Consider the following 26,618-nt stretch of genomic DNA (forward strand, 5'->3'; position numbering starts at 1 on the left):
TGGCTCCGGCGGGCGCCGCCGGGCGATACGGACGACGAACTACTGGCAGATCAGGAAGCCGCGACCTTGGCGCGGTTGGCCCCGTTCGTCCAGCGGGCCAGCGCGCTTCGCAGAGCGTCCGCCTCCAGCGGCTTGGACAGGTGGTCGTCCATGCCCGCCGCCAGACAGGCGGCGCGGTCCTCGGCGAAGGCGTTGGCGGTCAGGGCGATGATCGGCGTCTGGTCGCCGCGCGCGCGCAGCGCGCGCGTCGCGCCGGGCCCGTCCAGACGCGGCATCCGCATGTCCATGAAGACCAGATCGAAGCGCGCCGCCTTCATCGCCTCCAGCGCCTCATGCCCATCGGCGGCTGTCTGAACGACGCAGCCCTCGCGACGCAACAGGGTCCTGGCCAGAAGGGCGCCGACCGGATTGTCCTCGACCAGCAGGACCCGCACGCCCTTGAAGGCGACATGGGCGACCCGGTCGTCGTCGCCGGATCGAACCGGCGGCGCGGCAACGCCCCGGCGCGGCGCCAGCGCCCCCAGCACCTGCTCGGACAGCGAGGCCCGGCGCAAGGGCTTGATCAGATAGCCGCAGAAGCCGGCTGCTCGGTAGCGGCTGATCAGATCCCGCTCGTTCGGGCGAAGCAGGATGATGGACTGGCCCTGAACCGGCTTGGCCGCCAGCGCCCCCTCGTCGGCGCCGGCATGATCCACCAGAGTCACCTGCGCCTGACGCGCCACCCTGCCGCCGGAGGCCTCGATCTGGTCGGCCGCCGCGCGTCGCACGAAGGGATCGGGCGTGCGGATCGCCACCGCCAGCTTGGCCAGCGGCTGCGCGCGCGGCGTGGCGCCGGGCGCGAGCGGGAAGACGGCTTCGAAACGGAATCGGGCGCCGGCGCCTTCGGGGCGGTCCTCGACCACGACGGCTCCCTCCATGGCGCGGGCCAGGCGCCGCACCACCGCCAGGCCGAGGCCCGCGCCGTCGAAGCGGGCGGCGTCCGAGGCGTCGGCGTGGCCGAACTCTTCGAAGATGCGGCTGCGCGCCTCTTGCGGCACGCCCGGTCCGGTGTCGTCGACGATGAAGGCCAGCCGCACGGGCGCGCCGTCGCGCGGTTCGCCCACTGCTTCGACCGCCAGACGCACCCCGCCCCGGTCGGTGAACTTCACGGCGTTTCCAGCCAGGTTGAACAGGATCTGCCGCAGACGGCCCTCGTCGGCGACGATGTCGAGCGCGTCGGCGGCCACCGACCAGACGATCTCCAGCCCCTTGTCGTGGGCGCGCGGACTGAGCAGTTCGGCCACGCCCCGCACCAGGCCTTCCAGGTCGACCGGCGCCGGATCGAACTCCAGCGCCTCGGCCTCCAGCCGGGCGTAATCCAACAGGTCGTTGACCAGGCCCAACAGATGCTCAGCCGACTTCTGCGCCGCCTCGGCATAGGCGCGCTGCGCCCCGTCCAGCCGGGTGCGCGACAACAGGCCGAGCATGCCGATCACCCCGTTCAGAGGCGTGCGCATCTCATGGCTCATCAGCCGCAAGAACTGCTGTTCGGGCGAGGCGCCGTCCGCAGGCGCGTCGGACGGCCCCGCTCCCAAGCCGGACATGGCTGGCAGGAGCGCGTTCTGCGACGGTTTGCGGCGGGTCTGTCCCATAAGGCCACGCTAAGCCTCCCGGGGTTAATTCAACACGAACGGCCTCGGCCCGTCTGCGCCCTCCTTCACGGGAAACAAGCCGCGTCGGCTGACCTGGCGGTCGAAATCCTCATGGGCGCCGACGGTGCTGCGTCGGTACATCAGGGCCTCGGCGACATGGCGGCGCAGCACCCCGTCCGCGCCGTCCAGATCGGCGATGGTGCGGGCCAGGCGCAAGGTGCGGGTCCAGCCGCGCGCCGTCAGCCCCCCCGCCTCCCCCGCCTTCATCAGCAGGGCGCGACCAGCCTGGTCCGGGGCGGCGAACCGTTCCAGCGCCTCGCCCGACGCCCGGGCGTTGAGCGCCTGCATTCCTGTCAGCCCGGCCTCGGCCTGACGGGCCTCCTGCATCTGCATGGCGGCGAAGACCCGGGCCGCGGCTTCGGCCGTGCCTTCGGCCGGAGGCGGCAGGATCATGTCGGCGGCCGTGACCGGCGGCGTCTCGACCGTCAGGTCGATGCGGTCGAACATCGGGCCGGAAATACGGTTCTGATAGTCCCTTTGACAGCGCGGAGCCTTGCCGCAGGCGCCCCTGCCCGGTCCGCCCACGCCGCAGCGGCAAGGGTTCATCGCCGCCACCAGCTGGAAGCGCGCGGGATAGCGCACATGGGCGTTGGCCCGCGCCACCACGATCTCGCCGGTCTCCAGCGGTTGACGCAGGCTGTCGAGCGCCTGGGCCGAATATTCCGGCAGTTCATCGAGGAACAGCACGCCGTTGTGCGCCAGCGACGCCTCGCCCGGCTTGGCCTTATGTCCGCCCCCGGTCAGGGCGGCCATCGAGGCCGAGTGATGCGGCGCGCGGAACGGTCGTTCCCGCGTCAGCGCCCCGCGCTCGATCAGGCCCGCCACCGACCAGACCATCGAGGTCTCCAGCCGCTCCAGCGGCGTCAGCGGCGGCAGCAGGCCCGGCAGACGCGCCGCCATCATCGACTTGCCCGAACCCGGCGGGCCGACGAACAGCAGGTTGTGGCCCCCCGCGGCGGCGATCTCCAGCGCCCGTTTGGCGCCCTCCTGCCCCTTGACCTCGCGCAGGTCGGGCACGGCGCCCCCCTCCACCACCGGCCCCGGCTGGGGCGGGCGCAGCACCTGGGTCCCGCGAAAATGATTGATCAGGCCGATCAGGGAACGCGGCGCCAGCAGCCGTACATCTCCCGCCCAGGCCGCCTCCGGCCCGTTCGCCTCCGGGCAGATCAGGCCCAGCCCCATGGCGTTCACCGCCATGGCCGCAGGCAGGGTCCCGCCGACGCCTGCGATCTGGCCGTCCAGCCCCAGTTCTCCGACCGCCGCCCAGCCGTCCAGCGCGTCCGGCCCGATCACGCCCATCGAAGCCAGCACGGCCAGGGCGATCGGCAGATCGAAATGGCTACCCTCCTTGGGCAGGTCGGCCGGGGCCAGATTGGCGATCACCTTCTTGGCGGGCAGCGCCAGGCCGATGCCGGCGAAGGCGCCGCGCACCCGTTCGCGGCTTTCGGCCACCGCTTTGTCCGGCAGGCCGACAATGGCGAAGGCCCCGGCGGGCGAGCCGACCTGCTGCACTTCAACGTCGACCCGGCGCGCATCGACGCCGTCGAACGCCACCGTCACCACTCGAGCCGCCATCGTGTTCTCTCCCTCAGCAAAGAGAACAAATCACGAACTCAAGTAAACTGCAAGAGCGCCGTTCGATCAGGCGCGTGGGCGGCTTTTCAGCCGTCAGGCGGCCGCCGCCTTTCTCTGCTCGATGACCGCCCACATCCGCTCGGTGGCGTCGATCCCGGCGAAGTTCAGCAGTTGCTGTGCGCCGGTGGGCGAGGTCACATTGATCTCGGTCAGATAGTCGCCGATCACGTCGATGCCGACGAAGATCAGGCCGCGTTCCTTCAGATAGGGGCCGATGGCGGCGCAGATCTCCAGGTCGCGCGGGGTGAGCTCGACCGGCGCCGCCGTGCCGCCGACGCGCAGGTTGGAGCGCACCTGATCCTTGGCCGGAATACGGTTGATGGCGCCGACCGGCTCGCCGTCGATCAGGATGATGCGCTTGTCGCCCGCCGCGACGGCCGGGATGAATTTCTGGATCACCAGCGGATCGCGCGACCCGGTCGCGTGGATCTCGATCAGGGCCTCCAGGTTCGGATCGTCCGCCTTCAGCCGCACCACGCCCGACCCGGCCGCGCCATGCAGGGGCTTCAGCACCACATCGCCATGACGGCGGTGGAAGTCGACCAGGGCTTCGGGATCGGACGACACCAGGGTCGGGGGTTGCAGGCCGGGAAACAGGGTGGCGATCAGCTTCTCGGGCGCCGAGCGCACCTCAGCCGGATCATTGACCACCAGGGTCCTGGGATGCACCCGCTCCAGCAGATAGGTGGCGGTGACATAGGCCATGTCGAAGGGCGGGTCCTGACGCATCAGGATGACGTCCACGTCCTCAGCCAGATCCAGCCGCTGCTCGGGGCCGAAGTCGGCGTGGTCGCCCTGCTTGCGCTGCACCGTCACCGGACGGGCGCGGCAGAACAGGCGGCCGTCCTCCAGGGCCAGGGTGCGGAAGTCGTAGACCCACAGCTTGTGGCCGCGCGCCTGGCCGGTCAGGGCCATCAGGAAGGTGGTGTCCGACTCGACGTTGACCGCCTCGAGCGGGTCCATCTGGATGGCGACCTTGAGCATGGGGTGTCCTTTTTGGTGGGCGCTATCGCTCGCGCCGCGGGCGCTGGCTGAATGAGCGCCCGAGCAAGGACGCCGCTGAGCGTTACTTGAGGCCGCGACAGCTCGGCTGCAAGACCGTGCTTCAGTTCAGTTGCAGCCGCATCCGGTCCAGCCGGACGTCGCAGGCGACGAGCGGCTCGCCCAGAGTGCGGGCGCGCGACAGGGCGTGCATGGCGCCGGTCAGGGCGCCCTGCTTCTCGCGGGCGGCGGCGACGTCCAGCCAGGGGCGATGATCCTCGGGGTCCAGCAGGGCGCGGCGCAGGGCCGAACGCTCGGCGCTTTCATAATCGCCGGCGTGAAGCGCGCGGTTGAACAGGATGTTCTGCAGCCGGATCAGGGCCTGACGCTCGCTGACCGGCGCCATCAGCAGGTCCAGCCGGTCGGCCACATGCGGCGTCAATCCGGCCAGAAGGGCGCGGCGCGTCAGCTCCGACGGCAGCACCAGCCGGCCCTGGCTGAACGGGTCCAGCGCCACCGGCCCCTCGGGCGTTTCGACCCGCAACAGGACGTGGCCGGGAAAGTCGACCGGCGCCGCGCTCAGTCCGGCCCGGCGCGCGGCGTCCAGATAGAAGATGACCAGCACCGCCGACAGGCCGCGCCGCCGCTCGGCCACGTCGATCACGTCCGTATTGGCCGGATGGTCGTAGTTCAGCAGGTCGCCGTTCAGCCGCAGGTCGCCGGCAAGCGCCTCGGTCAGGGCCTCATCGGGGCTTTCCTGAGCCGCCCGCTCCTTCAGCCGCTGGGCGGCATGGTCGGCCAGGATGCGCACCCCGTCGGCGTCGCGGAACGGATAGTCGTGGATGGCGCAGGCGATGGCGCAATCCAGCAGGGGAAAGGCCCCGTCCGGCCTCTCGCCCGCCTGCGCCAGCACCGCCTCTGCTTCCTCGCGCGTCAAGGCCGATCCGCTCCCCTGGAGATCACGCCGCGAAGATGACGCGGAAAGCGTCCGGGGGCCAGCGTCACCATGTCGATTCTCAGGTCCAGCCCCGCCAGGGCCGGCCGCCCGCGCGCCGCCGCCTCGGCCGCACGGATCAGACGCTGGTGTTGATCCGGCCCCAAAGCCAGCGCCGCCGCTTCCAGCGTGGCGCGGCGTTTGACCTCGACGGCGGCCAGAACCCGCCCGCGCCGGGCCAGGATGTCGATCTCGCCGCCCCGCCCCTTCAGGCGAAAGGCCAGCACCTGATAGCCCTTGAGCATCAGCCACAGGGCGGCGATCCATTCGGCGTCATGCCCTTGACGGCGCGCCCGTCCGCCGACCGCCTTGCGCCAGCCCGCCTTGGGCCGCTTGGGCGTCGGCGGCGGGCGCGACAGGCGAGAGGGCCGGGCCGGGCTCACCGCGCCTTCAGCTCCAGCGCCCGCTTGTAGAGCGGCTTGCGCGGCAGGTTCAGAGCCTTGGACACCTCGGCCGCCGCCTCGCCGGGCGGCAGGCGGGTCAGGGCTTCGGACAGGGCGGCGTCGGCGTCGGCGGCGCTGGCCGTCTCGGCCTCGCCGGGGCCGACCACCACCACGATCTCGCCCTTGGGCGCGTCGAGACGCGGATCGGCGGCCAGCTCAGCCAGCGTGCCGCGCACGCATTCCTCATAGAGCTTGGTCAGTTCGCGGGCCACGGCGGCGGGGCGCGGCCCCAGCACCTGCGCCATATCGGTCAGGCTGTCCCTCAGGCGCGGCCCGCTTTCAAAGAAGACCAGCGTCTGACGGCCGGTGCGCAGCTCCTCCAGCGCCGTGCGGCGCGCGCCCGACTTGGGCGGCAGGAAGCCCGCGAACAGGATCCGGTAGGCGGGCAGGCCGGCGATGCACAGGGCGGCCAGCAGGCTGGACGGTCCCGGCACGGGATGCACCGGCAGGCCCTCGGCCACGGCCGCCCGCGCCACGACATAGCCGGGGTCGGACACCAGGGGCGTGCCCGCGTCCGACACCAGGGCCACCACCTCGCCCGCCTTCAGCCGTTCGACGGCGATCTCGGCGGCGCGGGCCGAGGCGTGGTCGTCGCAGCGCTCCAGCTTGGCCTTCAGCCCATAGGCGGTCAGCAGCTTGGCCGTCACCCGCGTGTCCTCGGCCAGCACCAGATCGGCCGCCGCCAGCACGTCCAGCGCTCTCAGCGTCATGTCGCGCAGATTCCCGATCGGCGTCGCCACCAGATAGAGGCCCGGCGAAACGGGGCGCGCGGGCGGGGCGGTCGGCGGGAAAAGCGGGGCGTCGGACATCGGCGGGACCCTGCCAGTCCGGCGCGGCGCGGTCTAGGTCAGCAGCGCCTTCAGCACGGCGTCCAGCAACGGCCGCCCCGTCGCCGTGGCGGCGATGCGCCCGTCCTTCAGAGCGACGAAGCCGTCGGCCAGCAGGTCGCCCAACTTCCCTTCATCCGCTGACAGGCCCAGCCGCTGCAGCAGGGACAGGGGCACGCCTTCAACGGTGCGCAGGCCCAGCAGCACCCGCTCCTCGTCGGCGTCGCGGGGGTCCAGAACCTCGCGCTCGGCCCAGGGGTCTCGGGCGGCGACGCCCTGCACATAGTCGCCGATGCGGCGGTGCGCGACGGTGGCGATCCGGCCCTCCGCCAGCGTTATCCGGCCGTGGGCGCCGGGGCCGAGGCCGAGGTAATCCCCGCCGCGCCAGACGTGCAGATTGTGGCTGGAGCGAGCGGCGACGTCGCGGGCGTGGTTGGACACCTCATAGGCCTCGAACCCGGCCGCTTCGAGCGTCCCTTGCGTGGCCTCATAGAGTTCGGCGGCCAGATCCTCGTCGGGCGGCGACCAGGCCCCGCGCGCCACGGCCCGCCCGAACGCCGTCGTCCCTTCAATGGTCAGTTGATAAGGCGAGACGTGCTCGAACCCCAGATCGAGCGCGGTGGACAATTCGGCCTGCCAGTCGGCGACGCTCTGTCCCGGCCGGGCGTAGATCAGGTCGATCGACAGGCGCGAGAAGGCCCGTCCCGCCAAAGCGATGGCCCGGCGCGCCTCGTCGGCGGAATGGTCGCGGCCGAGAAACTTCAGCGCCGCATCGTCGAACGACTGCACCCCCATCGACAGCCGGTTTATCCCCGCCTGCGCCAGGGCGGCGTAGCGCCCGGCCTCGGCGTCGGTCGGATTGGCTTCGAGGCTGACCTCTATGGCGCCGGTCGGCGGGAACAGGGCGTGGGCGCGCTCAACCACCGCCGCCACCGCGTCCGGCGGCATCAGCGACGGCGTGCCTCCGCCGAAGAAGATCGAGGCCAAGGCGCGCGGACCGACCCGCGTCGCCTGCGCCTCCAGGTCGTCAAGAATGGCCTGCGCCAGCCCCGCCTGCTCCCCGGTCCGCCCCCGGTCGCGCACGACGTTGAAGTCGCAATAGGGGCAGATGCGGGCGCAATAAGGCCAGTGGACGTAAAGGGCGATGGAGTCTTTTTGGCCCCTATCGCCGCCTTCGCGGAAGGCGGCTGCTTGAGGGGCGGGCTGAGTTTCGCCCCTACCGCCGCCCTCGCGGAGTGCGGCTGCTTGAGGGGCAGGCGCCTCAATCAATCAGCGCCGCCTTGAGTTTGTCGAACGCCCGGCCGCGATGGCTGACGGCGTCCTTTTCGGCGGCGTCCATCTCGGCGAAGGTCTTGTCCGAGCCTTCCGGCTGGAAGACGGGGTCGTAGCCGTGGCCGCCGTCGCCGCGCGGCGGGAAGACCAGCTGGCCGTCGACCCGGCCCTCGACCACCACGCAGGGCCCGTCCGGCCAGGCCACCGCCAGGGCCGAGGTGAACCAGGCCGAGCGATCGCGCGAACCGGTCTCCTCCAGCCGCTGCTCGACCTTGCGCATGGCCAGGGCGAAGTCCTTGTCCGGCCCGGCCCAGCGCGCGGAATAGATGCCGGGCGCCCCGTCCAGCGCCGCGACCGACAGGCCGGAATCATCGGCCAGGGCGACCTCGCCCGAGGCCTGGGCCGCATGGCGCGCCTTCAGCATGGCGTTGCCGGCGAAGGTGCTCTCGGTCTCGTCCGGCTCGGGCAGACTCAGCTCTCCGGCCGTGACGATCCGGTAATGTCCGTCCAGCAGCGCTTCGATCTCGCGGGCCTTGCCGGGATTGTGGGTGGCGGCGACGAGCCGCATCCCCTTGATGAGCTTGAGATTCATGGCGCGACCTTACTCCCGTCGAATCCATTGCGAAATGGTAACATCGTTAAACGATATGTAAGTTGGATTTCGTCCGGGCATGACCTATCTTCATTATCAGGAACGGAGGCCGCACCGTTCAAATGCGAGAAACAACTCGCAACAATGATCCAGCGGCGCAGCATAAATGCACAAAAAATGTGCTTCGATGGAGAGACCGATATGCAAGCCATGCGAAAGACCAACATGATGGACCGTCTGGCCCACAGCCTGGGCAACGCCTTCCTGCTGGCCGCCCTGCCGGCCGCAGCGATCGCCCTGATCGTTCAGAGCTTCTGATCCTGTCGGGTTGGAGGGGGACTTTGACGATCGCCATGAACGCCGCGAAGAATAACGCCGCGCGCGGGTCGGCCGGACCCGCCGCGGCGACCGCGCCTGTTCCCCCGGCCTGAGACGCCGCCCATGCGCTTCCCGAATCTGAACCCCGCCGGGAAGTCGAAGCCGCGCCGTCGGCGCAACCCCAATCTGCTCACGCCCAATCTGCGCACCCTCGGCCCCGGCTCGATCGCCAGCGTGCTGAAGATCGCCCTGGACGTCGCCTATGTGGTGATGATCCTCGTCACCGGCCTGCTGCTGCTGCTTTGGGTCGCCTCCATCTTCATTCCGCTCGACAATCTGAACGTCACGGTGTCGGACGGAGCGGACGGCCGCGAGATGCCGTTGTCGCGCCCGCTGCTGCTGTTCGGCCTGGGCGCCTTGACCGCCTATTTCAGCGGCTTCCTGCTGATCCTGCGTTATCTGCGCAAGATTTTCCGCACCCTGACCCTTGGCGATCCGTTCCAGCCGGACAACGTCCGCCGCCTGCGCCAGATCGGCCTGATCCTGGCCGTCGTCACCGGCGGCGTCTGGATCGTTCAGGGTCTGGTCGCCGCGCGTCTGGCGCCCGGCGTGATGGAGCCGCAGGGAATCAGCGACCTGCTCACCCCCGTCTTCTCGGTCCTGGTCGTCTTCGTCCTGGCCGAGGTGTTCCGCGAGGGCGCGCGCCTTCGTCGCGAATCCGAACTGACGATCTGACCGGGACACGCTAAAGCTCACCTCATGGCCATCCGCGTCCAACTTGACCGCATCCTCGCCCAGCGCCGCATGTCGCTGACGGAGCTCGCCGACCGCGTCGGCGTGACCGTCGCCAACCTGTCCATCCTCAAGACGGGCAAGGCGCGGGCCGTGCGCTTCACCACCCTGGACGCCCTGTGTCGCGAGCTGGACTGCCAGCCCGGCGACCTGCTGGCCCATGAGCCCGGTCCGCCGGACGCCGTCGACGACGAGGACTGAGCGTGGCCCGCCGCGGCCCGCCGGCCGCCAGCACCGACGCCGCCCCCGACGCCGCCCCTGACGCCGACGACAAACGCCTGTGGGCGCGGGTCGCCAGCACCGTCACCCCGCCCGTGCGGCGCAAGGCGGCCCGCGTCACGCCCGGGGCCGTCGTCCCGCCTGAAGCCGAGCTTGAGACGGCGGCGCCGCCCGTCGCGCGCGGCGCCGCCGGCAAGAAGCGCAACGCCGCCCTCACCCCCGCCTCGGCCGGGCGCTCGACGACCCCGGCCTCAGTGCCCCGCGCCTCCAACGCCGCGTCGCCCCGGCCCGCCCCCCGCGCTCAGCCAACGCCCGAAGAGCTTGAGCCCGGCCGCACGCGCCGCCTGACCCGCGAACGCGATCCGATCGAGGCGCGCATCGACCTGCACGGCTTCGGCCGGTTTGAAGCCGAAGACCAGCTGCGCGGCTTCCTCATCAGTTGCCAGATGCGCGGCCTGCGCTCGGTCCTGGTGATCACCGGCCAGGGCCGCCGCGGCGGCGGCATCATCCGCGCCTCGGTGCATGAATGGCTGACCGGGCCTTATCTGCGCGGCGTCGTCTCCGGCTTCGCCCCCGCTCACCGCCGCCACGGCGGCGACGGGGCGCTGTATGTGACGCTGAAGGGGCGCTAGCCCTGCGCGTTCCTGATCGCCGCCGCGCCCGCGATCGGCGCGATCACCAGGGCGAACAGCACATAGGCGCCCAGCAGAGCCAGCGCCGAGGCCGGGCTCTGACCGCTGGCGGCGCGGGTCAGGGCGCCCGCCCCGAACACCACCGGCGGGATGAACAGCGGCAGCACCACCACGGCGATCAGCAGGCCGCCGCGCCTTGCGCCCAGCGCCAGCGCCGCGCCGAGCGCGCCCGTAAAGGCGAAGCCCAGCCCGCCCAGCGCCGCCGAGGCGCCGGTCAGGCCGATCAGTTCCGGCGGCTGGCCCAGCGCCAGGGCCGCCACCGGCGCCGCGACCGCCAGCGGCAGACCCGTGGCCAGCCACTGCGCCAGCGCCTTGATCGCCACCGTCGCCTCCAGCGGCAGGGGGCCGGTCGCCAGAAGATCCAGCGCCCCGTCTTCCAGATCCCGCTCGAACATCCGCTCCAGCGACAGCAGCGACGCCAGCGCCAGCGCCATCCAGCTGGCTCCCGACGCGGCGGGCGCCAGAACACGCGGATCGCCCCCCGCCGCCAGCGGCAAAATGGCCGTCAGACACAGCAGGAAGCCGCAGGCCAGCAACGGCCCCCCGCCGCCGCCCCATGCCAGCGACAGCTCGCGCGCGAACAGGGCGCGGGCGGCCTTCATCGCACGCCCCCTAAATCCAGCGACCGCGCTACGACCGGCAGCGGATCATGCACGGCGGCCAGGATCATGCCCCCGCCCGCCAGATGCTCGGCCATCAGTTCGGCGGCCACGCTGCGCCAGGCCTCGTCCAGCGGCGCCAGCGGTTCATCCAACAGCCACAGGGCGCGCGGGGCGGCGACCAGACGCGCCAGCGACAGCCGCCGCCTCTGCCCCGCCGACAGCTTGCGCGTCTCCAGATCCAGCAAGGGCGCCAGTTTCAGCCGCGCGACGGCCGCGTCCATCGCTTCGGCCGACCCGCCCAGCCATTCGACCTGAAACCCCAGCTCCTGCCGCGCCGTGCGCTGAGGCTTCAAACCCTCGTGATGGCCCAGCAGATGCAGCGCCGAACGCCGCGCCGTCTCGGCCTCCATCACGCCCTCGGACCCATGAAAAACGACCGCCCCCGCATCCGGGCGGATGAAGCCCGCCACCGCGCGCAGCAGGCTGGTCTTGCCCGCCCCATTGGCCCCCGTCAGGGCCGCCGCCTCGCCCGCCGGCAGGCTGAAACTCAGGCCATGGAACAGCCGCCGCTCGCCCCGCGACAGGCTCAGGGCCTCGATGTCGAGCCGGGTCAGCACTTGCGAATCTCTCTCAATGTCCACGTCGGGGGTGTGGATACATGGACGGCCCACGCGCGCGGGACTATATGCGCAAGCGCCGCAGCAGGCTTTCGCCGCGCGCGCCGGGGACCTGTGCGCCCCGACGTCCAGCGCGCGAAGGCGCAACCGAATTGTCGGGCGGCGTTTGCCAGAGGACTATTCTCCATGCCGTCGATCGACAGCCTCAAAACCCGCCAGGACCTCGCGGTCGGGCGCAAGAAATACGCCTATTACAGCCTTCCCGCCGCCGAGGAAGCCGGTCTGGCCGGGATTTCCCGCCTGCCGCGCTCGATGAAGGTGCTGCTGGAGAACCTGCTGCGCAACGAAGACGGCGTCTCGGTCACCGAGGACGACCTGAAGGCCGTCGCCGCCTGGATCGAGAACAAGGGCGCCGTCGAGCACGAGATCGCCTTCCGTCCGGCCCGCGTGCTGATGCAGGACTTCACCGGCGTTCCGGCCGTCGTCGACCTGGCCGCCATGCGCGACGCGATGGACAAGCTCGGCGCCGACGCCAAGAAGATCAACCCGCTGGTCCCCGTCGATCTGGTCATCGACCACTCGGTCATGGTCGATCATTTCGGCAACGCCGCCGCCTTCGGCCAGAACGTCGAGCGCGAGTATGAGCGCAACATCGAGCGCTACAACTTCCTGCGCTGGGGCTCGTCAGCCTTCAACAACTTCCGCGTCGTGCCGCCGGGCACCGGCATCTGCCACCAGGTCAACCTGGAGCACCTGGCCCAGACCGTCTGGACCGCCGAGGAAGGCCGCAAGACCGTCGCCTATCCCGACACCGTCGTCGGCACCGACAGCCACACCACCATGATCAACGGCCTGGCCGTCCTGGGCTGGGGCGTCGGCGGCATCGAGGCCGAGGCCGCCATGCTGGGCCAGCCGATCCCGATGCTGATCCCCGAAGTCGTCGGCTTCAAGCTGACCGGCAAGCTGCCGGAAGGCGCGACGGCCACCGACCTGGTGCTGACCGTCACCCAGATGCTGCGCAAGAAGGGCGTGGTCGGCAAGTTCGTGGAATTCTTCGGTCCCGCCATCGCCGGCATGACCATCGAGGACCAGGCCACCATCGCCAACATGGCCCCGGAGTACGGCGCCACCTGCGGCTTCTTCCCGGTCTCTCAGGCCACCATCGACTATCTGACGGCCACCGGCCGCGAGAAGGCGCGCGTCGCCCTGGTCGAAGCCTACGCCAAGGCTCAAGGGTTGTGGATCGACGAGACCTCGGAAGACCCGATCTTCACCGACGTGCTGGAGCTGGACATCTCGACGGTCGTGCCGTCGCTGGCCGGTCCCAAGCGTCCGCAGGACCGCGTCGAGCTGACCAGCGCCGCTCCGGCCTTCGCCACGGCCCTGACCGACGTCTTCTCGCGCCCGGCCGACGCCCCGCGCGTCGCGGTCGAGGGTGAAAAGTTCGATCTGGGCGACGGCGACGTGGTCATCGCCGCCATCACCTCGTGCACCAACACCTCCAACCCGTCAGTGCTGATCGCCGCCGGCCTGGTGGCGCGCAAGGCCAATGCGCTCGGCCTCAAGCCCAAGCCCTGGGTCAAGACCTCGCTGGCCCCCGGTTCGCAGGTCGTCACCGATTATCTGACCGACGCCGGCCTGCAGAAGGACCTGGACGCCCTGGGCTTCAACCTGGTGGGCTACGGCTGCACCACCTGCATCGGCAACTCGGGCCCGCTGGACCCGGCCGTGTCCAAGGCGATCAACGACAACGGCCTGGTGGCCACCTCGGTCCTGTCGGGCAACCGCAACTTCGAGGGCCGGGTGAACCCGGACGTCCAGGCCAACTACCTGGCCTCGCCGCCGCTGGTGGTGGCCTACGCCCTGGCCGGCTCCATGCATATCGACATCACCAAGGAGCCGATCGGCCAGGACAAGAAGGGCAATGACGTCTTCCTGAAGGACGTGTGGCCGACCTCGGAAGAGATCGCCGCCATCCAGAAGAAGTCGGTCACGCCCAAGATGTTCGCCAAGCGCTACGCCGACGTCTTCAAGGGCGACGAGCACTGGCAGGCCATCCAGGTCGCCGGCGGCCAGACCTACGAGTGGCAGGACACCTCCACCTACGTCCAGAACCCGCCCTACTTCGAAGGCCTGTCGATGGAGCCGACCCCGGTCAGCGACATCGTCGAGGCGCGCATTCTGGGCATCTTCGGCGACTCGATCACCACCGACCACATCTCTCCGGCCGGTTCGATCAAGAAGGCCTCGCCGGCGGGTCAGTACCTGACCAACCACGGCGTCGACGCCCTGGACTTCAACAGCTACGGCGCACGCCGCGGCAACCACGAAGTCATGATGCGCGGCACCTTCGCCAACATCCGCATCCGCAACAAGATCACCCCGGACATCGAGGGCGGCGTCACCAAGCACTTCCCCTCGGAAGACACGATGTCGATCTACGACGCGGCCATGCGCTACCAGTCGGAAGGCCGTCCGCTGGTCGTCTTCGCCGGCAAGGAATACGGCACCGGCTCGTCGCGCGACTGGGCGGCCAAGGGCACCCGCCTGCTGGGCGTCCGCGCCGTCATCGCCGAAAGCTATGAGCGCATCCACCGCTCAAACCTGGTCGGCATGGGCGTCGTCCCGCTGCAGTTCAAGGAAGACGGCTGGCAGAAGCTGGGCCTGACGGGCGAAGAGATCGTCACCATCCGCGGCCTGACCGACGCCAACGTCGGCAAGCTGAAGCCGCGTCAGGACCTGTGGGTCGAGCTGTTCCGTCCGTCGGACGGCAAGATGGCCCGCTTCCCGGTCCGCTGCCGCATCGATAACCAGACCGAACTGGACTACTTCAAGGCCGGCGGCGTCATGCCCTACGTCCTGCGCAACCTGGCGCGCGGCGACGAGAAGTAAGGTCTCAAGCAGCGCGAAAGCGCGTTAGACCAAACGAGAATAAAGGCCGGCGGAGCGATCCGCCGGCCTTTTTCTTTGGGCCCGCCCCCCCACCCTGCCGTCATCCTCGGGCTGGACCCGAGGATCGAGCGCAGCGGGGCGCTCGCCCTTGCCTACGTCCCGCAAGCGGACACCCCGATCCTCGGGTCCAGCCCGAGGATGACGGCGGAATGGTCAAAGGCGGCGCCTCGCCGCTCGCCCTCATCAGTCCAGTTTCAGCGCCTCGGCCAGCAGGCGCGCCTCGGCCGCGCGGCTGGAGCCGGCGCGCCAGGCGACCACGATCTCGCGGCGCGGCGCGTCTTCGGAAATGGGCCGCACGACGACGCCCGGACTGTCGGCCAGGCCCGCCTTCACCGCCATGTGCGGCAGGAAGCTGACGCCCAGCCCGGAGGACACCATCTGCACCAGCGTATGCAGGGAGGTTGCGGCGAAGACGTCCTCGCCGCGCGGCGCCTCGATATTGACGGCCGCCAGGGCCTGATCGCGCAGGCAGTGTCCGTCTTCCAGCAGGATAAGGTCGTCGGCCTTCAGCATTCCCGCCGGGATCGGCCCGGCGCCCGCCAGGGGATGGCCGACGGGGGCGGCGGCCAAGATCTCGTCGTCGCCGATATGGGCGTGGTCGATCCCCGGCGCGTCGTAAGGCAGGGCGATGACGGCGGCGTCCAGCTGGCCCGCCTTCAGCCCGGCGATCAGGCGCGGCGTCAGGTCTTCGCGGATGAACAGGCGCAGGCCCGGATACAGGGTCTTCAGCCCCGGCAGGGTGCGCGGCAGCAGGAAGGGCGCCACCGTCGGGATGATCCCCAGGCGAAACCGGCCCGACAGCGGCTTGCCCGCGTTCTGGGCCGCCTCGACCATGTCCTCGGCGCGCGCCAGCACGTCCTCGGCCCGGCGCACCGCCTCGGCGCCCACAGCGGTCAGGATCACCGCCCCGCGCGTACGCTCGACCACCGCGGCGCCCAGGACGCGCTCCAGCTCCTGCACCCCGGACGACAGGGCCGGCTGGCTGACATGGGCGGCCTCGGCGGCGCGGCTGAACGAGCCGTGCTCGGCCAGGAGCTTCAGATATTGCAGCTGGCGCAAGGTGGGCAGGACGGACATGGGTCACGCTGGTTGTTGGGGAGGCGGCTCCAGACATAGGCGTCGCCTATGCCGAAATCAAAAGCCATCGATCGTTTCTATGGAGACGACGGCGGATGGCGCGCATCATAAGACAAATCTATTCGCATGAGCAAAATGATCGATTTGACTTAAGCAGCGCCAAGGCCCATCTCATGGCCTCGACGGTTCGCCCTCCCCGGCGAGCCGCGGTCAATATCATTCGTCTCTAGGAGAAGCGCGATGCTCGGCGTCGGTCAAAAACTGCCTGATTTCAAAATTATCGGTGTGAAGCCGGGCTTCAACAGCCACGAAGAAAACGGCGCCTCGGCGTTCGAGCCGATCACCCAGGACAGCTTCGAAGGCAAGTGGAAGGTCATCTTCTTCTACCCGAAGGACTTCACCTTCGTCTGCCCGACCGAAATCGCCGCCTTCGCCAAGCTGGGCAAGGACTTCGAGGACCGCGACACCGTGGTTCTGGGCGGTTCGACCGACAATGAGTTCACCAAGCTGGCCTGGCGCCGCGACCACGCCGACCTGAACAAGCTGCCGATCTGGCAGTTCGCCGACAACGGCGGCAAGCTGGCCCGCGCCCTTGGCGTGCTGGACGAAGAAGAAGGCGTGGCCCTGCGCGCGACGTTCGTCGTCGACCCGCACAACGTCATCCAGCACGTCTATGTCACCAACCTGAACGTCGGCCGTTCGCCGGAAGACACCCTGCGTGTCGTCGACGCCCTGCAGACCGACGAACTGTGCGCCTGCAACCGCCCGGTCGGCGGCGACACCCTGGCCGCCTAAGCACCGGCCCAAAGGTCGAAAACGACCAGGCCCGGACCGCGTGAGTAGGGCCCGGGCCGCCCCTCGACAGAGGCGGCGGCGGGCGACTGTCGCCGCCTTTGTTAGTTTTTAGGGCGCTGTCGTCCTTCGGACTGCTCGAGCGCGCTTGGAGCGCTATCGTCCCTCGGCTTGAGCGCCCCTTCACGCCATTTGCGGCTCAAGCAGCAAGCGACCGCGTCGCGCGCGATAGCCGCTTCCTGAAAGGAACCAAAATGTCCATCGACGCCCTGCGCGACCTGATCCCGGCCTACGGCAAGGACATCTCGCTGAACCTGTCCTCGCTCGCCAATGAGACCGTGCTGAACGACCAGCAGAAGTGGGGCTGCTTCCTGGCCTCAGCCCACGCCATCGGCGTCGGCCCCGTGGTGAAACTGATCGAGGCCCACGCCGCGACCCTTCTGTCGCCCGAGGCGATGAACGCCGCCAAGGCCGCCGCCGCCATCATGGGCATGAACAACATCTACTATCGGTCGCTGCACCTGATGAAAAATCAGGAATACACCACCCTGCCGGCCAAGCTGCGCATGAACGTCATCGGCAATCCCGGCGTCGACAAGCTGGACTTCGAGCTGTGGTCCACCGCCGTGTCGGCCATCAATGGCTGCGGCGCCTGCATGGACGCTCACGAAGGCGAACTGCGCAAGCACGGCACGCCGAACGTCCAGATCCAGGCCGCCCTGCGCATCGGCGCCGTGGTCCACGCCGCCAGCCGGATCATCGCCTCCGAGACGGCGCTGCGCGCCTGATCCCGGTCGGCAGCCCATACGAGAAAGGCGCGGATCGTTTCCCGCGCCTTTTTTCTTGGCCGCCCCTCCCCAGAGGCGCTCAGTCGGCCTCGGCGGCCTCTTCGACCAGTTCGCGCATCAGGTCGACCACCAGCTTCTGCTGACGCGACGACAGGCGCGGCGCCAGACGCCCGATCTCGATCGTCTGACGCGTGGCGGGAAAGTCATGCACGAACGGCTCGGCCTCGTCCTCGGCCATGCCCGGCTGAGCGGCCTTGGTCAGGCCCTCGAAGAAATAGCCGATATCCACGCCGAAGAAGCGGGCGATGTCCCACAGTTTGGACGCCGAGATGCGGTTGGCGCCCTTTTCATACTTCTGCACCTGCTGGAAGGTGACCCCCAGCGCCTGACCCAGATCAGTCTGATTATAGCCCAGGGCGATGCGCTTCTCGCACACGCGCCGCCCGACATGCCGGTCCACCAGATGGGGACCCTCCGTCCCCGAACGCCTGATCATCTCCAGCCCCTTCCCGGTTGTACTGGTATCCACATGCCGCGCGCCCTCTCCCCTGTCATGCGCTTTCGCGTCACAGGGGCGCCGCCGGCATCTTATCATGCTTAACGATCCGCTCCCGCATTTCCGGCGCGACGACGCCCCGCCGTCAGCATGATCATCATCAGGACGGCAAATCCCAGATCGCCCCAGCGACCATAGAGGGTCGGCGGCGCCGGCTGCGGCAGACGCACGTCGATGATCCCCGCCTGGCCTGGGTCCAGTCGCCGCCCCTCGACGATCCGCCCCCATGGATCAATCATGGCCGACACGCCCGTGGGCGTCGCCCGCGCCACCGGCAGACCCGTCTCCAGCGCCCGATAGGAGGCCAGGTTCAGGTGCTGGCGCGGCCCCGACGTCTTGCCGAACCAGGCGTCGTTGGAGACGTTGACGATCCACGCCGGGCGCGTCGCCGCCGTCGCGGGGGTGAAGCCGGGATACAGGGCCTCGTAACAGATCAACGGCTGCACGCTCGGAGCGTTGGCCAGGCTGATCGGCGCGGGCGCCGGTCCGGCGCTGAAGTCGGCCGGCACATGCACCAGGCTGCGCACGCCGATCCGGCCCATCAGATCGCCCAGCGGCAGGTATTCGCCGAACGGCACCAGCCGGTGCTTGTCGTAGATCGGGCCGATGCGCAGCCCCGCCGCCCCTTCGTCATGCAGGGCGAACAGGCTGTTGTAATAGCGGGCGCCGGTTTCAGCGCGCGGGTCCGGCTCGCCCCGGCTCAGCCCCGCCAGCAGGGTCTGTCCGGTCTGCAGCGCCGCCGCCACCGCCTGGGCGTCCGACGAAGAGAACAGGTCGTTGGCCGTGGTCGGCAGGGCGCCCTCGGGCCAGATCACCACGTCGGGCAGGGCCTCGGCCGGGCGCGCGGTCAGCTCCAGATAGCGGCCCAGGATGGCGTGATAGGCTTCGGGGCTCCACTTATAGTCCTGCGGAATATCGGCCTGAACCAGCCGCACCAGGGTCGGCGTCTCGACAACCTGCGCCGAGGACAGGCGCGCGGCTCCGAAGGCGAACAGACCGGCTAGCGTCAACACGCCCAGCCCCGCCGCGATCAGACGCGGGCGACGCGGCCCGGCGTCGGCCAGCGGCGCCAAGGCGCTGACCGCCGCCACCGTGATCAAGCCCAGCCCATAGACCCCAACGACCGAGGCGAACTGCGACATGGCCGATCCGGCCGCCCAGCCCGCGCCCGCCGGATTCCAAGGAAAGCCGGTCAGCACATGGCCGCGCGTCCACTCCAGCAGGGCGAACAGGGCGGCGAACAACAGCACGCGCCGCGCTCCGGCCGGACGGAGCCAGCGATAGGCCATCGTCGCCAGCCCCCAGAACAGCCCCATGCCCGCCGGCAGCAGACTGGCCGCAAACGGCGCCATCCACGCCTGGGCCGGATTGACCAGAAAAGCCTCGGCCACCCACCAGCAGCCGATGAAGAAATAGGCGAAGCCCGCCAGCCAGCCGACCCAGAAACCGCCCTTCATGCCGCCTGAACGATCCGCCAGCAGCAACAGCAGCGGATAGCCCAGCAGCCCCGGCAGGAAACCGAACGGCGGATGGACCAGGGCGGCGCCCGCCCCGGCCAGAAGCGCCAGAGCGATCCGACCCCAGCGGTTGTTCAGAAGGCCTGCGAACCGGGCGGCGAGCGCCCCGCTCACGCGGCGCCCTCATGCTCGACAGCATAAGGATCAGAAACGCCCAGTTCGGCCAGGATCTCGCGCTCCTCGGCCTCCATCTCCTCGGCCTCGGCGTCGTCCTCGTGGTCGCGGCCCAGCAGGTGCAAGACGCCGTGGACGACCAGATGGCTCAGATGGTCCGACAGCGATTTGCCCTGCGCCTGCGCCTCGGCCGCGCAATAGGCGTAGCCCAGCACCACGTCGCCCAGATGGGGAAAGGCGCTCTCGGCCGCCGGGAAGGACAGCACGTTCGTCGGCCGGTCCTTGTCGCGGAACCGCGCGTTCAGATCCTGCACCGCCGCGTCGTCGGCCAGCAGCACCACGACATCGCCCTCGACCGTTCCCAAGGCCGCCGCTGCGGCGCGCTCGACGATCGCCGCCGCCTCGGGCAAAGCCTGCGTCCAGCCGTCGCTGTCGATCTCGACCTCGATCATCAGGCGTCGTCCTCAAGGTCCGGGAAGGGGCGGCTGCGCGCCGCGTCGCTGTCATAGGCGCGCACGATGCGCTCGACCATGGCGTGGCGCACCACGTCCTCGGACTTGAACTGCTGCACGCCGACGCCCTCCACGTCCTTGAGGATGCGCAGGGCGTGGGCCAGGCCGGAATCGCGCGGGTTCAGCAGATCGACCTGTGACGGATCGCCCGTCACCACCATGCGCGCCCCCTCGCCCAGGCGGGTCAGCACCATCTTCATCTGCATGCGCGAGGTGTTCTGCGCCTCATCGACGATGATGAAGGCGTGGCTCAGCGTCCGGCCGCGCATGAAGGCGATGGGGGCGGCTTCGATCTCGCCCTTCTCGCGGCGGCGGCGCACGTCGTCGACGCCCAGGATGTCGTTCAGCGACTCCCAGATCGGCGCCAGATAGGGATCGACCTTCTCGTTCAGATCGCCCGGCAGGAAGCCCAGCTTCTCGCCCGCCTCGACCGCCGGGCGGGTGATGACCAGCCGGTCCACCTGCCCTCGCTTCAGCAGGGAGGCGCCGTAAGCCGCCGCCAGGAAGGTCTTGCCCGTGCCCGCCGGACCGACGCCGAAGGTCAGTTCGCAGCGGCCCAGCATCTCCAGATAGCGCGCCTGCGACGCCGTCTTGGGGGCGATGGCGCCACGACGGCCCACCGGCAGGGCCGCGCCTTCCGGCACGCTTCGTCCCATGCTGCGACCTTGGCTGCGGCCCGCCGGTTCGGCCCGCGGCTGGGTGACGGCGGCGCCCAGGGCGGTGCGCACGTCGGCCTCGGTGATCTCGGCGCCCGCCTCGGCGCGGGTCGACAAGGCCTCGATCACCCGGCGCGCCTGCGCTCGGTCCCGCGTCGAGCCGTTGATCGACACCCCGCCGCCCGGCGTCTCGACCAGCACCTTGAAGGCGTCCTCGATCAGGGCCAGGTGGCGGCTCTGCGGCCCGATCACGGCGCGCAACGCCGCATCGCTGAGGGACAGGAACTCGGACTCGCGCGCCATGAGGCCTCCTTGTTGGGTCCCCTATCGCCTCGCACGCGGTGCGAGGCTGCTTGGGGGGATTGTGAGTGTCCCTAACGCCGCTCGCGCCGCCTGGGTTGAGAAGAATCCGTCAGTTCGTCTGGGTCAGTCGGCCCGACAGGCTGTTCTGCTGGCCGCTGACGATCTCGACCGGAAAGATCCGGCCGATCAGTTGATCTGCGTCCTCGACGTGGACCGATTGCAGATAGGGCGAGCGGCCGATGGCCTGGGCGCCGTGGCGGCCCTTCTTCTCGAACAGCACCGGCAGGACGCGCCCGGCCAGCGACCGGTTGAAGGCGACCTGCTGTTCGGTCAGCAGGGCCTGCAGGGCGTGCAGCCGTTCCTTGGCCACGGCGTCCGGGACCTGCGCCGCCATGGTCGCGGCGGGGGTGCCGGGGCGCGGCGAATACATGAAGGAGAAGGCGCTCGCGTAGTTCACCCGCCGCACCAGATCCATCGTGTCCTCGAAATCGCGATCCGTCTCGCCGGGGAAGCCGACGATGAAGTCGCCCGACAGGGCCATGTCGGGCCGCGCCGCGCGGATGCGGTCGATCAGGTCGAGATACTTCTGGCGCCCGTGCTTGCGGTTCATCAGCCGCAGGATGCGGTCCGAGCCCGCCTGCACCGGCAGGTGCAGATAGGGCATCAGGGCGTCCAGATCGCCATGCGCCGCGATCAGGTCGTCCGACATGTCGTTCGGATGGCTGGTGGTATAGCGGATGCGCTCGATGCCGGGGATGTCGGCCAAGGCGTAGGCCAGCTTGGCCAGCGTAAAGGGATTGCCGTCCGGCCCCTCGCCGTCATAGGCGTTGACGTTCTGGCCCAGCAGGGTGACTTCGCGCACCCCCCGGTCGGCCAGGGCGCGGGCCTCGTCCAGCACCGCCGCGGCCGGCCGCGACCACTCGGCGCCGCGCGTATAGGGCACGACGCAGAAGGTGCAGAACTTGTCGCAGCCTTCCTGCACCGTCAGGAAGGCGGTCACGCCCTCGGTCCCGCGCGTCGCGGGCAGGGCGTCGAACTTCTCATTGGGGGCGAAGTCGGCGCCGATGCGCTCGCCGCGCGCCCGCGCCGTGCGGGTCAGCAGCTCCGGCAGCTGGTGATAGGCCTGCGGCCCGACCACCAGATCGACCGCCGGCTGGCGCTTCATGATCTCCTCGCCCTCGGCCTGGGCGACGCAGCCGGCCACGGCGATGGTCATGCCGCCCTGCCCCGCCGCCGCCTTCTCCTCCTTCATCTGCCGCAGCTTGCCGAGTTCGGAATAGACCTTTTCGGCCGCCTTCTCGCGGATGTGGCAGGTGTTCAGGATGACGAAGTCGGCGCCGTCCGGCGTGTCCGTCGGCGCATAGCCCAGCGGCCGCAGCACGTCGGCCATGCGCTCGGAATCATAGACGTTCATCTGACAGCCGTAGGTCTTGATGAACAGGCGTTTGGGCGCGGCCCCGCCTTCCGGCGCGCCGCCGTCCTCCAGGACGGGCGTTAGGAGCGTATCGGTCATGCCCGGCTTATGATCGCCGAAACCGGCGACGGCAAGCGGCGACCCCGGTCAGGCTCAGGCGGGATCAGTCTTCGACCTCGTCGCGCGGGCGGCGCTTGTAGATCAGGCCCTCGCGCTCGACCGGCTCGGCGCCGGGGATGACGTGGCCGTAGAGCTCCAGCTTGTGGCCGACCAGCTCATAGCCCAGCTTGCGCGCGATCTCGGTCTTCAACCGTTCGATCTCGGCGTCGAAGAACTCGATGACCTCGCCCGTCTTGGTGTCGATCAGGTGGTCGTGGTGGTCGTCGCCGGCCTCTTCATAGCGGCTGCGGCCGTCGCCGAAGTCGTGCTTCTCGACCACGCCTGCCTCTTCGAACAGGCGCACGGTGCGATAGACGGTGGCGATGGAGATGTGCGGGTCGATCGCCGAGGCGCGGCGATACAGTTCTTCCACATCGGGGTGGTCTTCGGCGTTCGACAGGACGCGGGCGATCACCCGACGTTGCTCGGTCATGCGCATGCCGCGCTCGGCGCAGAGTTTTTCGATCCGGTCCATGCGGCGAAGATAGGCCGGACCGTCGCCTTATGGAAGCTATCGAGGAAAGTTCAGGACCAGCGTCAGCGCGTCCTCGCGGCGACCGTCCGTATGCGAATAATAGCCGCGCCTGCGGCCCATCTCGACGAACCCGCAGCGGGCGTAAAGCGCGCGGGCGGCGGCGTTGCCTTCAGCCACCTCCAGGAACATCCGTTCGGCCCCCAGGGCGGCGGCGCGCACCACCGCCGCCTCGACCAGACGCCGGCCCAAGCCCGCGCGGCGCGCCGTCGGCCGCACCGCCAGGGTCAGGATCTCCGCCTCGTCGACCACGACGCGCATCAGGATGAAGCCGTCGTCCTGCGCCACGGCGAACACGCCCGGCGAGGCCAGAAGTTCGGCCAGAGCCGCCGCGTCCCACGGCGTCTCGAAGGCCTCGGCGTGGACGGCGGACAGCCGAACGGGATCGACCGGCGGGACGATCGCCTCGCTCATACAGCGGGCTGGCGCGGCTGGCCCGGCAGGCGGCTGGGCGGGGTGGCGTCGGGGGCGCGAAGATACAGGGGCGACGGCGGCGACCTCGCCGGGTCGGCGGCCATCGTCAGACGCGCCAGCGCCTCCGGGCTCGGCGCGGCCAGAGGCTCAAGCCGGGCGCCCGCCAGGTCAGGGAAGGTCTCGGCCAGAAGCGTCGCCCCGCTGCCGACCAGAAGGACGCCGCCCGCCTGACCCGCCTCGGCCAGAATGCGGTCGCGCGCCGTCTCCAGCGGCCAGGCCTCGGCCTCGCCCACAGGCGCCCCGTCGCGGAACAGCCGCCCATAGACCTGACCCCGACGGGCGTCGATCACCGCGGCGACCAGACCCGGCGCCGCAACCGAAGCTGCCAAGGCGTCCAGCGTGGAGATCCCCACCACCGGCCGATCCAGCGCCGCGCCCAATCCGAGGGCGAAGGCCAGTCCGACCCTCAACCCCGTGAAGGAGCCCGGCCCCACCGTCACCCCGATCCGATCCACGCCGTCGAAACCGCCGGCCTCGGCCGCCGCATCGCGCGCCAGCCCGCCCAGCCGTTCCTGATGGCCCTTGGTCATCAGCTCCCGGCGCAGACCCAGGGCGCGCACCGCGTCGCTCGCCGCCTCGTGCGCGAACACGCCGGCGACGCAGGCGCCCAGCGCCGTATCAATGACCATGACCTTCATGGTCCTGTTCCTAATGCGAAATCGGCGCCGATGCGACCGTTTCGGCCCCGCCGATTCATCAGGCTCCGGCCATAGCCTGGGCCACGCGGGTCAGAGCGCGGCGCGCCTCGGCGTCGCAGATGCGGACAAAGGCCTCGGCCAGGTTTCGCCCCTCGGCGCTGGCCATGACCGGATGCACCAGCGGCTCCGAACCCTCGGCGTCCGGACGCGCGGGAAAGAAATCGGCGACCGAACACCCCATGGCGGCGGCCGCCTGATGCAGACGGGACGCGGAGATCCGGTTGGCCCCGGCCTCATATTTCTGGACCTGCTGAAAACTGACGCCTAGCGCCCGTGCGAGGGCCGACTGAGACCACCCCAGGGCCGACCGCCGCGCGGCGATGCGCAGGCCGACGACCTGGTCGATGTGATGACTGCGACGCGGCATGACCCCTCCGTTTCAACCAGAGCGTTTCACGTCCGCCGATGAAATACAACTATTTCGTTTCACGCATCGTCCAGGCGGCTGATGACCGCTGACACGGACTGGACGTCTGATCGCGCGATGCGCTCGGACCGATCCAGGGCGCCGGCGCCCAAGACCACCATCTCCGCCTCGTCGGCGCGGTCATACAGCCGGACCTTGCGCAGGCCGTCCTGAAGCTGGATCACACAGCCTTGGCCTCGTCTCGGCCAACGTCCCAGAGCGTACTCCAGCACCGTGCCGGCCGACGCCCAGGGCGCCAGTTCGTCCGTCTCCAGCCGCAACCGTCGCACGTCCGAGGCGGCGCCCTCGAACGCCCGACCGCGCGCTGAAAGGCCGTGCGCCGGCGCATTGTCTGGATGGGAGGTCTTCGGGCGGTCGGTCGAGACTGCCGCCCCGCCCGGCGCTTGCAGCATCAAGGCCTCGGGCGTCGCGCCCAGGGCTCCGGTCAGCCGTCGTTGAACATCGGGGCGGAACAGGCTGGACCGTTTGCCGGCTTCATAGAGGCCCCAGCCCTGGCCGGTCATGCCGATTCGCGCGCCGGCTTCGGCCTGACTCAGCCCGCAGTCGCGCCGCAGCGCCGCCAGCGCCTCGCCCAGAGCCCGCGCTTCGGATGTCTCGCCCGAACCTGCCATCGCGCCATCATGCCTCGCCGTCCCGTCGGGCGCGAGCGTTTCATGTGAAACAGAACGGCGAAGGCGTCAGATGACCTGTTCGACGCTGGTCACTTCGGGAACATAGTGACGCATCATCTGCTCGACCCCGGCCTTCAGCGTCGCCGAGGAGGACGGACAACCGGCGCAGGCCCCGCGCATCCGCAGGCGCAGCACCCCCGTGTCTTCGTCGAAGTGGTCGAACAGGATGTCGCCGCCGTCCTGGGCCACGGCCGGACGGATGCGGGTGTCCAGCAGTCCCTTGATCTCGGCCACGATCTCGCTGTCGGGCGTCCCATCATCCGGCGCCGCTTCCGCCCCCGCCCGCACCAGCGGCGCGCCCGAGACGAAGTGATCCATCACCACCGACAGGATCGGCGCCTTCATCGCTGTCCACTCCGGCCCGTCCGCCGCGCGCGTGACCGAGACATAGTCGGCGCCGAAGAAGACGCCCTCGACGCCTTCCAGTTCGAACAAAGCCTCGGCCAGGGGCGAGGCCGCCGCCTCGTCGATGGTGCGGTATTCCAGCGTCTGTTCGCCCGCGACGTCGCGGCCGGGCAGGAACTTCAGGGCGTTCGGGTTGGGGGTGGCTTCGGTCTGGATGAACATGGCCCGCAGATGCGCCCTGTCGCGCACGGGTTCAAGAGGCCGGCCCGCCAGCCTTCACGCGCTTTCCTGCCTCTCGCGCGCTTTCCCGCCCAAAAGCGCTTTCATACAAGGTCACGCTTGCGCTTCGGCGACGGCGCCCTCACCGTGGCGGCCATCTCCGGTCGCTCCCGGCCGGCGAGTTCTTAGTCTTGACGGGCGCCGCGCCCGTCGCCTGCCGGAGCCCCCCACATGTCCCGCCTGACCCTCGCCGCCGCTGCTGCGGCCCTGGCCGTCTGCGCCGCCCCCGCCGTCGTCTCCGCCCAGGAGGCCGCGCCCGCTGCGCCCGCCGCCCAGCCCGCCCCCTCGCCCGAGGAAGCCGCCTTCCAGGCCAAGGGCGAAGCCTTCAACGCCGAGGCCCAGCGCATGAAGGCCGAACTGGACGCCGTGATCGAGGACCCGGCTCTGGACGCGGCGACCAAGCAGACGCGCGCCGACGCCATCATCACGCGCTATGAGCCGACCTTCAACGCCTTCGCCGACGAACTGGCCGCATTCTTCCGCACCTTCGCCGAGAAGCCCGAGAACGCCGAGAACAAGGACCAGATCCTGGCCGCCGCCGAGGCCGCCCCGGCCCAGATCCGCGCCGTTCCGGCCCAGATCCGTCAGGCCGTGGCCCAGGCCGTGACCGCCCCGGCCGCCCCCGACGCCCAGGACTGATCAAACGAGAGAGAGGGCGCCCTTCCCCGGCGCCTTAC

At 69.9% G+C, this 26,618-nt stretch carries 29 protein-coding genes; 7 read left to right on the forward strand and 22 right to left on the reverse strand.

What is annotated here, in order from left to right; all coding sequences use genetic code 11:
• Positions 1-50: 50 nt before the first annotated feature.
• From DA69_RS11990 to rdgB, 8 genes are all read right to left on the reverse strand, one after another.
• A complete protein-coding gene (locus DA69_RS11990; protein WP_025976484.1) occupies positions 51-1,583 on the reverse strand; it encodes a response regulator in 1,533 nt (510 codons plus the stop codon).
• Between the two features lie 72 nt (positions 1,584-1,655).
• Entirely contained in the window at positions 1,656-3,266 is a 1,611-nt protein-coding gene (locus DA69_RS11995) for a YifB family Mg chelatase-like AAA ATPase (RefSeq protein ID WP_025976483.1), read from the reverse strand.
• Positions 3,267-3,359: 93 nt separating this feature from the next.
• On the reverse strand, positions 3,360-4,310 hold the full coding sequence (gene gshB, locus DA69_RS12000) for a glutathione synthase (RefSeq protein WP_025976482.1): 951 nt from the start codon (positions 4,308-4,310) through the stop codon (positions 3,360-3,362).
• Between the two features lie 121 nt (positions 4,311-4,431).
• The gene (locus DA69_RS12005; RefSeq protein WP_025976481.1) at positions 4,432-5,244 is read right to left on the reverse strand and encodes a SirB1 family protein; all 813 of its coding nucleotides are present in this window, start codon (positions 5,242-5,244) and stop codon (positions 4,432-4,434) included.
• The gene (locus DA69_RS12010; RefSeq protein WP_025976480.1) at positions 5,241-5,684 is read right to left on the reverse strand and encodes a YraN family protein; all 444 of its coding nucleotides are present in this window, start codon (positions 5,682-5,684) and stop codon (positions 5,241-5,243) included. The genes DA69_RS12005 and DA69_RS12010 overlap by 4 nt, the downstream gene beginning before the upstream one ends.
• On the reverse strand, positions 5,681-6,553 hold the full coding sequence (gene rsmI / locus DA69_RS12015; RefSeq protein WP_025976479.1) for a 16S rRNA (cytidine(1402)-2'-O)-methyltransferase: 873 nt from the start codon (positions 6,551-6,553) through the stop codon (positions 5,681-5,683). The genes DA69_RS12010 and rsmI overlap by 4 nt, the downstream gene beginning before the upstream one ends.
• A 33-nt stretch (positions 6,554-6,586) precedes the next feature.
• Positions 6,587-7,717 (reverse strand): radical SAM family heme chaperone HemW, encoded by a 1,131-nt coding sequence (gene hemW / locus DA69_RS12020; protein WP_029972337.1) that lies wholly within the window; start codon positions 7,715-7,717, stop codon positions 6,587-6,589.
• Between the two features lie 115 nt (positions 7,718-7,832).
• A complete protein-coding gene (rdgB, locus tag DA69_RS12025; RefSeq protein ID WP_025976477.1) occupies positions 7,833-8,435 on the reverse strand; it encodes an RdgB/HAM1 family non-canonical purine NTP pyrophosphatase in 603 nt (200 codons plus the stop codon).
• A 441-nt stretch (positions 8,436-8,876) separates the two neighbouring features.
• On the opposite strand from rdgB, the gene DA69_RS12030 reads away from it, so the two are divergent.
• Genes DA69_RS12030 through DA69_RS12040 form a run of 3 tightly spaced genes read left to right on the forward strand, consistent with a single transcriptional unit; the run spans position 8,877 to position 10,396 of the window.
• Positions 8,877-9,488 (forward strand): DUF2975 domain-containing protein, encoded by a 612-nt coding sequence (locus DA69_RS12030; RefSeq protein ID WP_235599159.1) that lies wholly within the window; start codon positions 8,877-8,879, stop codon positions 9,486-9,488.
• A gap of 24 nt (positions 9,489-9,512) precedes the next feature.
• Positions 9,513-9,746 (forward strand): helix-turn-helix domain-containing protein, encoded by a 234-nt coding sequence (locus DA69_RS12035; RefSeq protein WP_024354407.1) that lies wholly within the window; start codon positions 9,513-9,515, stop codon positions 9,744-9,746.
• Between the two features lie 2 nt (positions 9,747-9,748).
• Positions 9,749-10,396: a Smr/MutS family protein gene (locus DA69_RS12040; protein ID WP_025976475.1), complete on the forward strand. Its 648-nt coding sequence runs from the start codon at positions 9,749-9,751 to the stop codon at positions 10,394-10,396.
• On the opposite strand, the gene ccmB is transcribed toward DA69_RS12040, so the two are convergent.
• Both ccmB and ccmA read right to left on the reverse strand, forming a co-directional pair.
• Positions 10,393-11,058 carry a heme exporter protein CcmB gene (gene ccmB / locus DA69_RS12045; protein ID WP_025976474.1) on the reverse strand — a complete coding sequence of 222 codons (666 nt, stop codon included), beginning with the start codon at positions 11,056-11,058 and terminating at the stop codon, positions 10,393-10,395. The two genes, DA69_RS12040 and ccmB, sit on opposite strands and share 4 nt — an antisense overlap.
• Positions 11,055-11,675, reverse strand: coding sequence for a heme ABC exporter ATP-binding protein CcmA (ccmA, locus tag DA69_RS12050; protein WP_025976473.1), 621 nt, complete (start codon positions 11,673-11,675; stop codon positions 11,055-11,057). The genes ccmB and ccmA overlap by 4 nt, the downstream gene beginning before the upstream one ends.
• A gap of 186 nt (positions 11,676-11,861) precedes the next feature.
• On the opposite strand from ccmA, the gene acnA reads away from it, so the two are divergent.
• Positions 11,862-14,567: an aconitate hydratase AcnA gene (gene acnA, locus DA69_RS12055; protein ID WP_025976472.1), complete on the forward strand. Its 2,706-nt coding sequence runs from the start codon at positions 11,862-11,864 to the stop codon at positions 14,565-14,567.
• Between the two features lie 243 nt (positions 14,568-14,810).
• Here the strand turns inward: acnA and DA69_RS12060 are convergent, their stop codons facing one another.
• The gene (locus DA69_RS12060) at positions 14,811-15,704 is read right to left on the reverse strand and encodes a hydrogen peroxide-inducible genes activator (protein WP_025976471.1); all 894 of its coding nucleotides are present in this window, start codon (positions 15,702-15,704) and stop codon (positions 14,811-14,813) included.
• A gap of 240 nt (positions 15,705-15,944) precedes the next feature.
• Between DA69_RS12060 and DA69_RS12065 the strand changes: the two genes are divergently transcribed.
• Both DA69_RS12065 and DA69_RS12070 read left to right on the forward strand, forming a co-directional pair.
• Positions 15,945-16,499, forward strand: coding sequence for a peroxiredoxin (locus tag DA69_RS12065; protein WP_025976470.1), 555 nt, complete (start codon positions 15,945-15,947; stop codon positions 16,497-16,499).
• A gap of 251 nt (positions 16,500-16,750) precedes the next feature.
• Positions 16,751-17,284, forward strand: a complete 534-nt coding sequence (locus DA69_RS12070) for a carboxymuconolactone decarboxylase family protein (protein ID WP_025976469.1) — start codon at positions 16,751-16,753, stop codon at positions 17,282-17,284.
• A 79-nt stretch (positions 17,285-17,363) separates the two neighbouring features.
• On the opposite strand, the gene DA69_RS12075 is transcribed toward DA69_RS12070, so the two are convergent.
• From DA69_RS12075 to DA69_RS12125, 11 genes are all read right to left on the reverse strand, one after another.
• Positions 17,364-17,780 (reverse strand): helix-turn-helix domain-containing protein, encoded by a 417-nt coding sequence (locus tag DA69_RS12075; protein WP_025976468.1) that lies wholly within the window; start codon positions 17,778-17,780, stop codon positions 17,364-17,366.
• Positions 17,781-17,881: 101 nt separating this feature from the next.
• Entirely contained in the window at positions 17,882-19,471 is a 1,590-nt protein-coding gene (gene lnt, locus DA69_RS12080) for an apolipoprotein N-acyltransferase (RefSeq protein WP_082891493.1), read from the reverse strand.
• Positions 19,468-19,923 (reverse strand): rRNA maturation RNase YbeY, encoded by a 456-nt coding sequence (gene ybeY, locus DA69_RS12085; RefSeq protein ID WP_025976466.1) that lies wholly within the window; start codon positions 19,921-19,923, stop codon positions 19,468-19,470. The genes lnt and ybeY overlap by 4 nt, the downstream gene beginning before the upstream one ends.
• Positions 19,923-20,942, reverse strand: a complete 1,020-nt coding sequence (locus tag DA69_RS12090; protein ID WP_025976465.1) for a PhoH family protein — start codon at positions 20,940-20,942, stop codon at positions 19,923-19,925. The genes ybeY and DA69_RS12090 overlap by 1 nt, the downstream gene beginning before the upstream one ends.
• A gap of 109 nt (positions 20,943-21,051) precedes the next feature.
• A complete protein-coding gene (miaB, locus tag DA69_RS12095) occupies positions 21,052-22,455 on the reverse strand; it encodes a tRNA (N6-isopentenyl adenosine(37)-C2)-methylthiotransferase MiaB (protein ID WP_025976464.1) in 1,404 nt (467 codons plus the stop codon).
• A 64-nt stretch (positions 22,456-22,519) separates the two neighbouring features.
• On the reverse strand, positions 22,520-22,990 hold the full coding sequence (locus DA69_RS12100) for a Fur family transcriptional regulator (RefSeq protein WP_025976463.1): 471 nt from the start codon (positions 22,988-22,990) through the stop codon (positions 22,520-22,522).
• Between the two features lie 36 nt (positions 22,991-23,026).
• Positions 23,027-23,461: a ribosomal protein S18-alanine N-acetyltransferase gene (rimI, locus tag DA69_RS12105; RefSeq protein WP_025976462.1), complete on the reverse strand. Its 435-nt coding sequence runs from the start codon at positions 23,459-23,461 to the stop codon at positions 23,027-23,029.
• Positions 23,458-24,159: a tRNA (adenosine(37)-N6)-threonylcarbamoyltransferase complex dimerization subunit type 1 TsaB gene (gene tsaB / locus DA69_RS12110; protein ID WP_025976461.1), complete on the reverse strand. Its 702-nt coding sequence runs from the start codon at positions 24,157-24,159 to the stop codon at positions 23,458-23,460. Before tsaB ends, rimI begins: the two co-directional genes overlap by 4 nt.
• 58 nt (positions 24,160-24,217) lie before the next feature.
• A complete protein-coding gene (locus tag DA69_RS12115) occupies positions 24,218-24,586 on the reverse strand; it encodes a helix-turn-helix domain-containing protein (RefSeq protein ID WP_025976460.1) in 369 nt (122 codons plus the stop codon).
• A gap of 59 nt (positions 24,587-24,645) precedes the next feature.
• The gene (locus DA69_RS12120; RefSeq protein ID WP_025976459.1) at positions 24,646-25,257 is read right to left on the reverse strand and encodes a helix-turn-helix domain-containing protein; all 612 of its coding nucleotides are present in this window, start codon (positions 25,255-25,257) and stop codon (positions 24,646-24,648) included.
• 66 nt (positions 25,258-25,323) lie between these two features.
• Complete coding sequence (locus DA69_RS12125; protein ID WP_025976458.1) at positions 25,324-25,884, reverse strand: NifU family protein; 561 nt, start codon at positions 25,882-25,884, stop codon at positions 25,324-25,326.
• A gap of 228 nt (positions 25,885-26,112) precedes the next feature.
• Between DA69_RS12125 and DA69_RS12130 the strand changes: the two genes are divergently transcribed.
• Positions 26,113-26,580, forward strand: coding sequence for a hypothetical protein (locus tag DA69_RS12130; RefSeq protein WP_025976457.1), 468 nt, complete (start codon positions 26,113-26,115; stop codon positions 26,578-26,580).
• Positions 26,581-26,618: the final 38 nt, after the last annotated feature.

The sequence above is a fragment of the Brevundimonas naejangsanensis genome, from assembly GCF_000635915.2.
Taxonomy (GTDB): Bacteria; Pseudomonadota; Alphaproteobacteria; order Caulobacterales; family Caulobacteraceae; genus Brevundimonas; species Brevundimonas sanguinis.

Bases quoted from the DNA above. Each gene is read 5' to 3' on its own strand.
- DA69_RS11990 (WP_025976484.1), bottom strand. From the start codon at position 1,583: ATGTCCGGCTTGGGAGCGGGGCCGTCCGACGCGCCTGCGGACGGCGCC.
- DA69_RS11995 (WP_025976483.1), bottom strand. From the start codon at position 3,266: ATGGCGGCTCGAGTGGTGACGGTGGCGTTCGACGGCGTCGATGCGCGC.
- gshB (WP_025976482.1), bottom strand. From the start codon at position 4,310: ATGCTCAAGGTCGCCATCCAGATGGACCCGCTCGAGGCGGTCAACGTC.
- rsmI (WP_025976479.1), bottom strand. From the start codon at position 6,553: ATGTCCGACGCCCCGCTTTTCCCGCCGACCGCCCCGCCCGCGCGCCCC.
- rdgB (WP_025976477.1), bottom strand. From the start codon at position 8,435: ATGAATCTCAAGCTCATCAAGGGGATGCGGCTCGTCGCCGCCACCCAC.
- DA69_RS12030 (WP_235599159.1), top strand. From the start codon at position 8,877: ATGCGCTTCCCGAATCTGAACCCCGCCGGGAAGTCGAAGCCGCGCCGT.
- DA69_RS12035 (WP_024354407.1), top strand. From the start codon at position 9,513: ATGGCCATCCGCGTCCAACTTGACCGCATCCTCGCCCAGCGCCGCATG.
- ccmB (WP_025976474.1), bottom strand. From the start codon at position 11,058: ATGAAGGCCGCCCGCGCCCTGTTCGCGCGCGAGCTGTCGCTGGCATGG.
- acnA (WP_025976472.1), top strand. From the start codon at position 11,862: ATGCCGTCGATCGACAGCCTCAAAACCCGCCAGGACCTCGCGGTCGGG.
- DA69_RS12060 (WP_025976471.1), bottom strand. From the start codon at position 15,704: ATGTCCGTCCTGCCCACCTTGCGCCAGCTGCAATATCTGAAGCTCCTG.
- DA69_RS12065 (WP_025976470.1), top strand. From the start codon at position 15,945: ATGCTCGGCGTCGGTCAAAAACTGCCTGATTTCAAAATTATCGGTGTG.
- DA69_RS12070 (WP_025976469.1), top strand. From the start codon at position 16,751: ATGTCCATCGACGCCCTGCGCGACCTGATCCCGGCCTACGGCAAGGAC.
- DA69_RS12075 (WP_025976468.1), bottom strand. From the start codon at position 17,780: ATGATCAGGCGTTCGGGGACGGAGGGTCCCCATCTGGTGGACCGGCAT.
- ybeY (WP_025976466.1), bottom strand. From the start codon at position 19,923: ATGATCGAGGTCGAGATCGACAGCGACGGCTGGACGCAGGCTTTGCCC.
- DA69_RS12090 (WP_025976465.1), bottom strand. From the start codon at position 20,942: ATGGCGCGCGAGTCCGAGTTCCTGTCCCTCAGCGATGCGGCGTTGCGC.
- miaB (WP_025976464.1), bottom strand. From the start codon at position 22,455: ATGACCGATACGCTCCTAACGCCCGTCCTGGAGGACGGCGGCGCGCCG.
- DA69_RS12100 (WP_025976463.1), bottom strand. From the start codon at position 22,990: ATGGACCGGATCGAAAAACTCTGCGCCGAGCGCGGCATGCGCATGACC.
- rimI (WP_025976462.1), bottom strand. From the start codon at position 23,461: ATGAGCGAGGCGATCGTCCCGCCGGTCGATCCCGTTCGGCTGTCCGCC.
- tsaB (WP_025976461.1), bottom strand. From the start codon at position 24,159: ATGAAGGTCATGGTCATTGATACGGCGCTGGGCGCCTGCGTCGCCGGC.
- DA69_RS12115 (WP_025976460.1), bottom strand. From the start codon at position 24,586: ATGCCGCGTCGCAGTCATCACATCGACCAGGTCGTCGGCCTGCGCATC.
- DA69_RS12120 (WP_025976459.1), bottom strand. From the start codon at position 25,257: ATGGCAGGTTCGGGCGAGACATCCGAAGCGCGGGCTCTGGGCGAGGCG.
- DA69_RS12125 (WP_025976458.1), bottom strand. From the start codon at position 25,884: ATGTTCATCCAGACCGAAGCCACCCCCAACCCGAACGCCCTGAAGTTC.
- DA69_RS12130 (WP_025976457.1), top strand. From the start codon at position 26,113: ATGTCCCGCCTGACCCTCGCCGCCGCTGCTGCGGCCCTGGCCGTCTGC.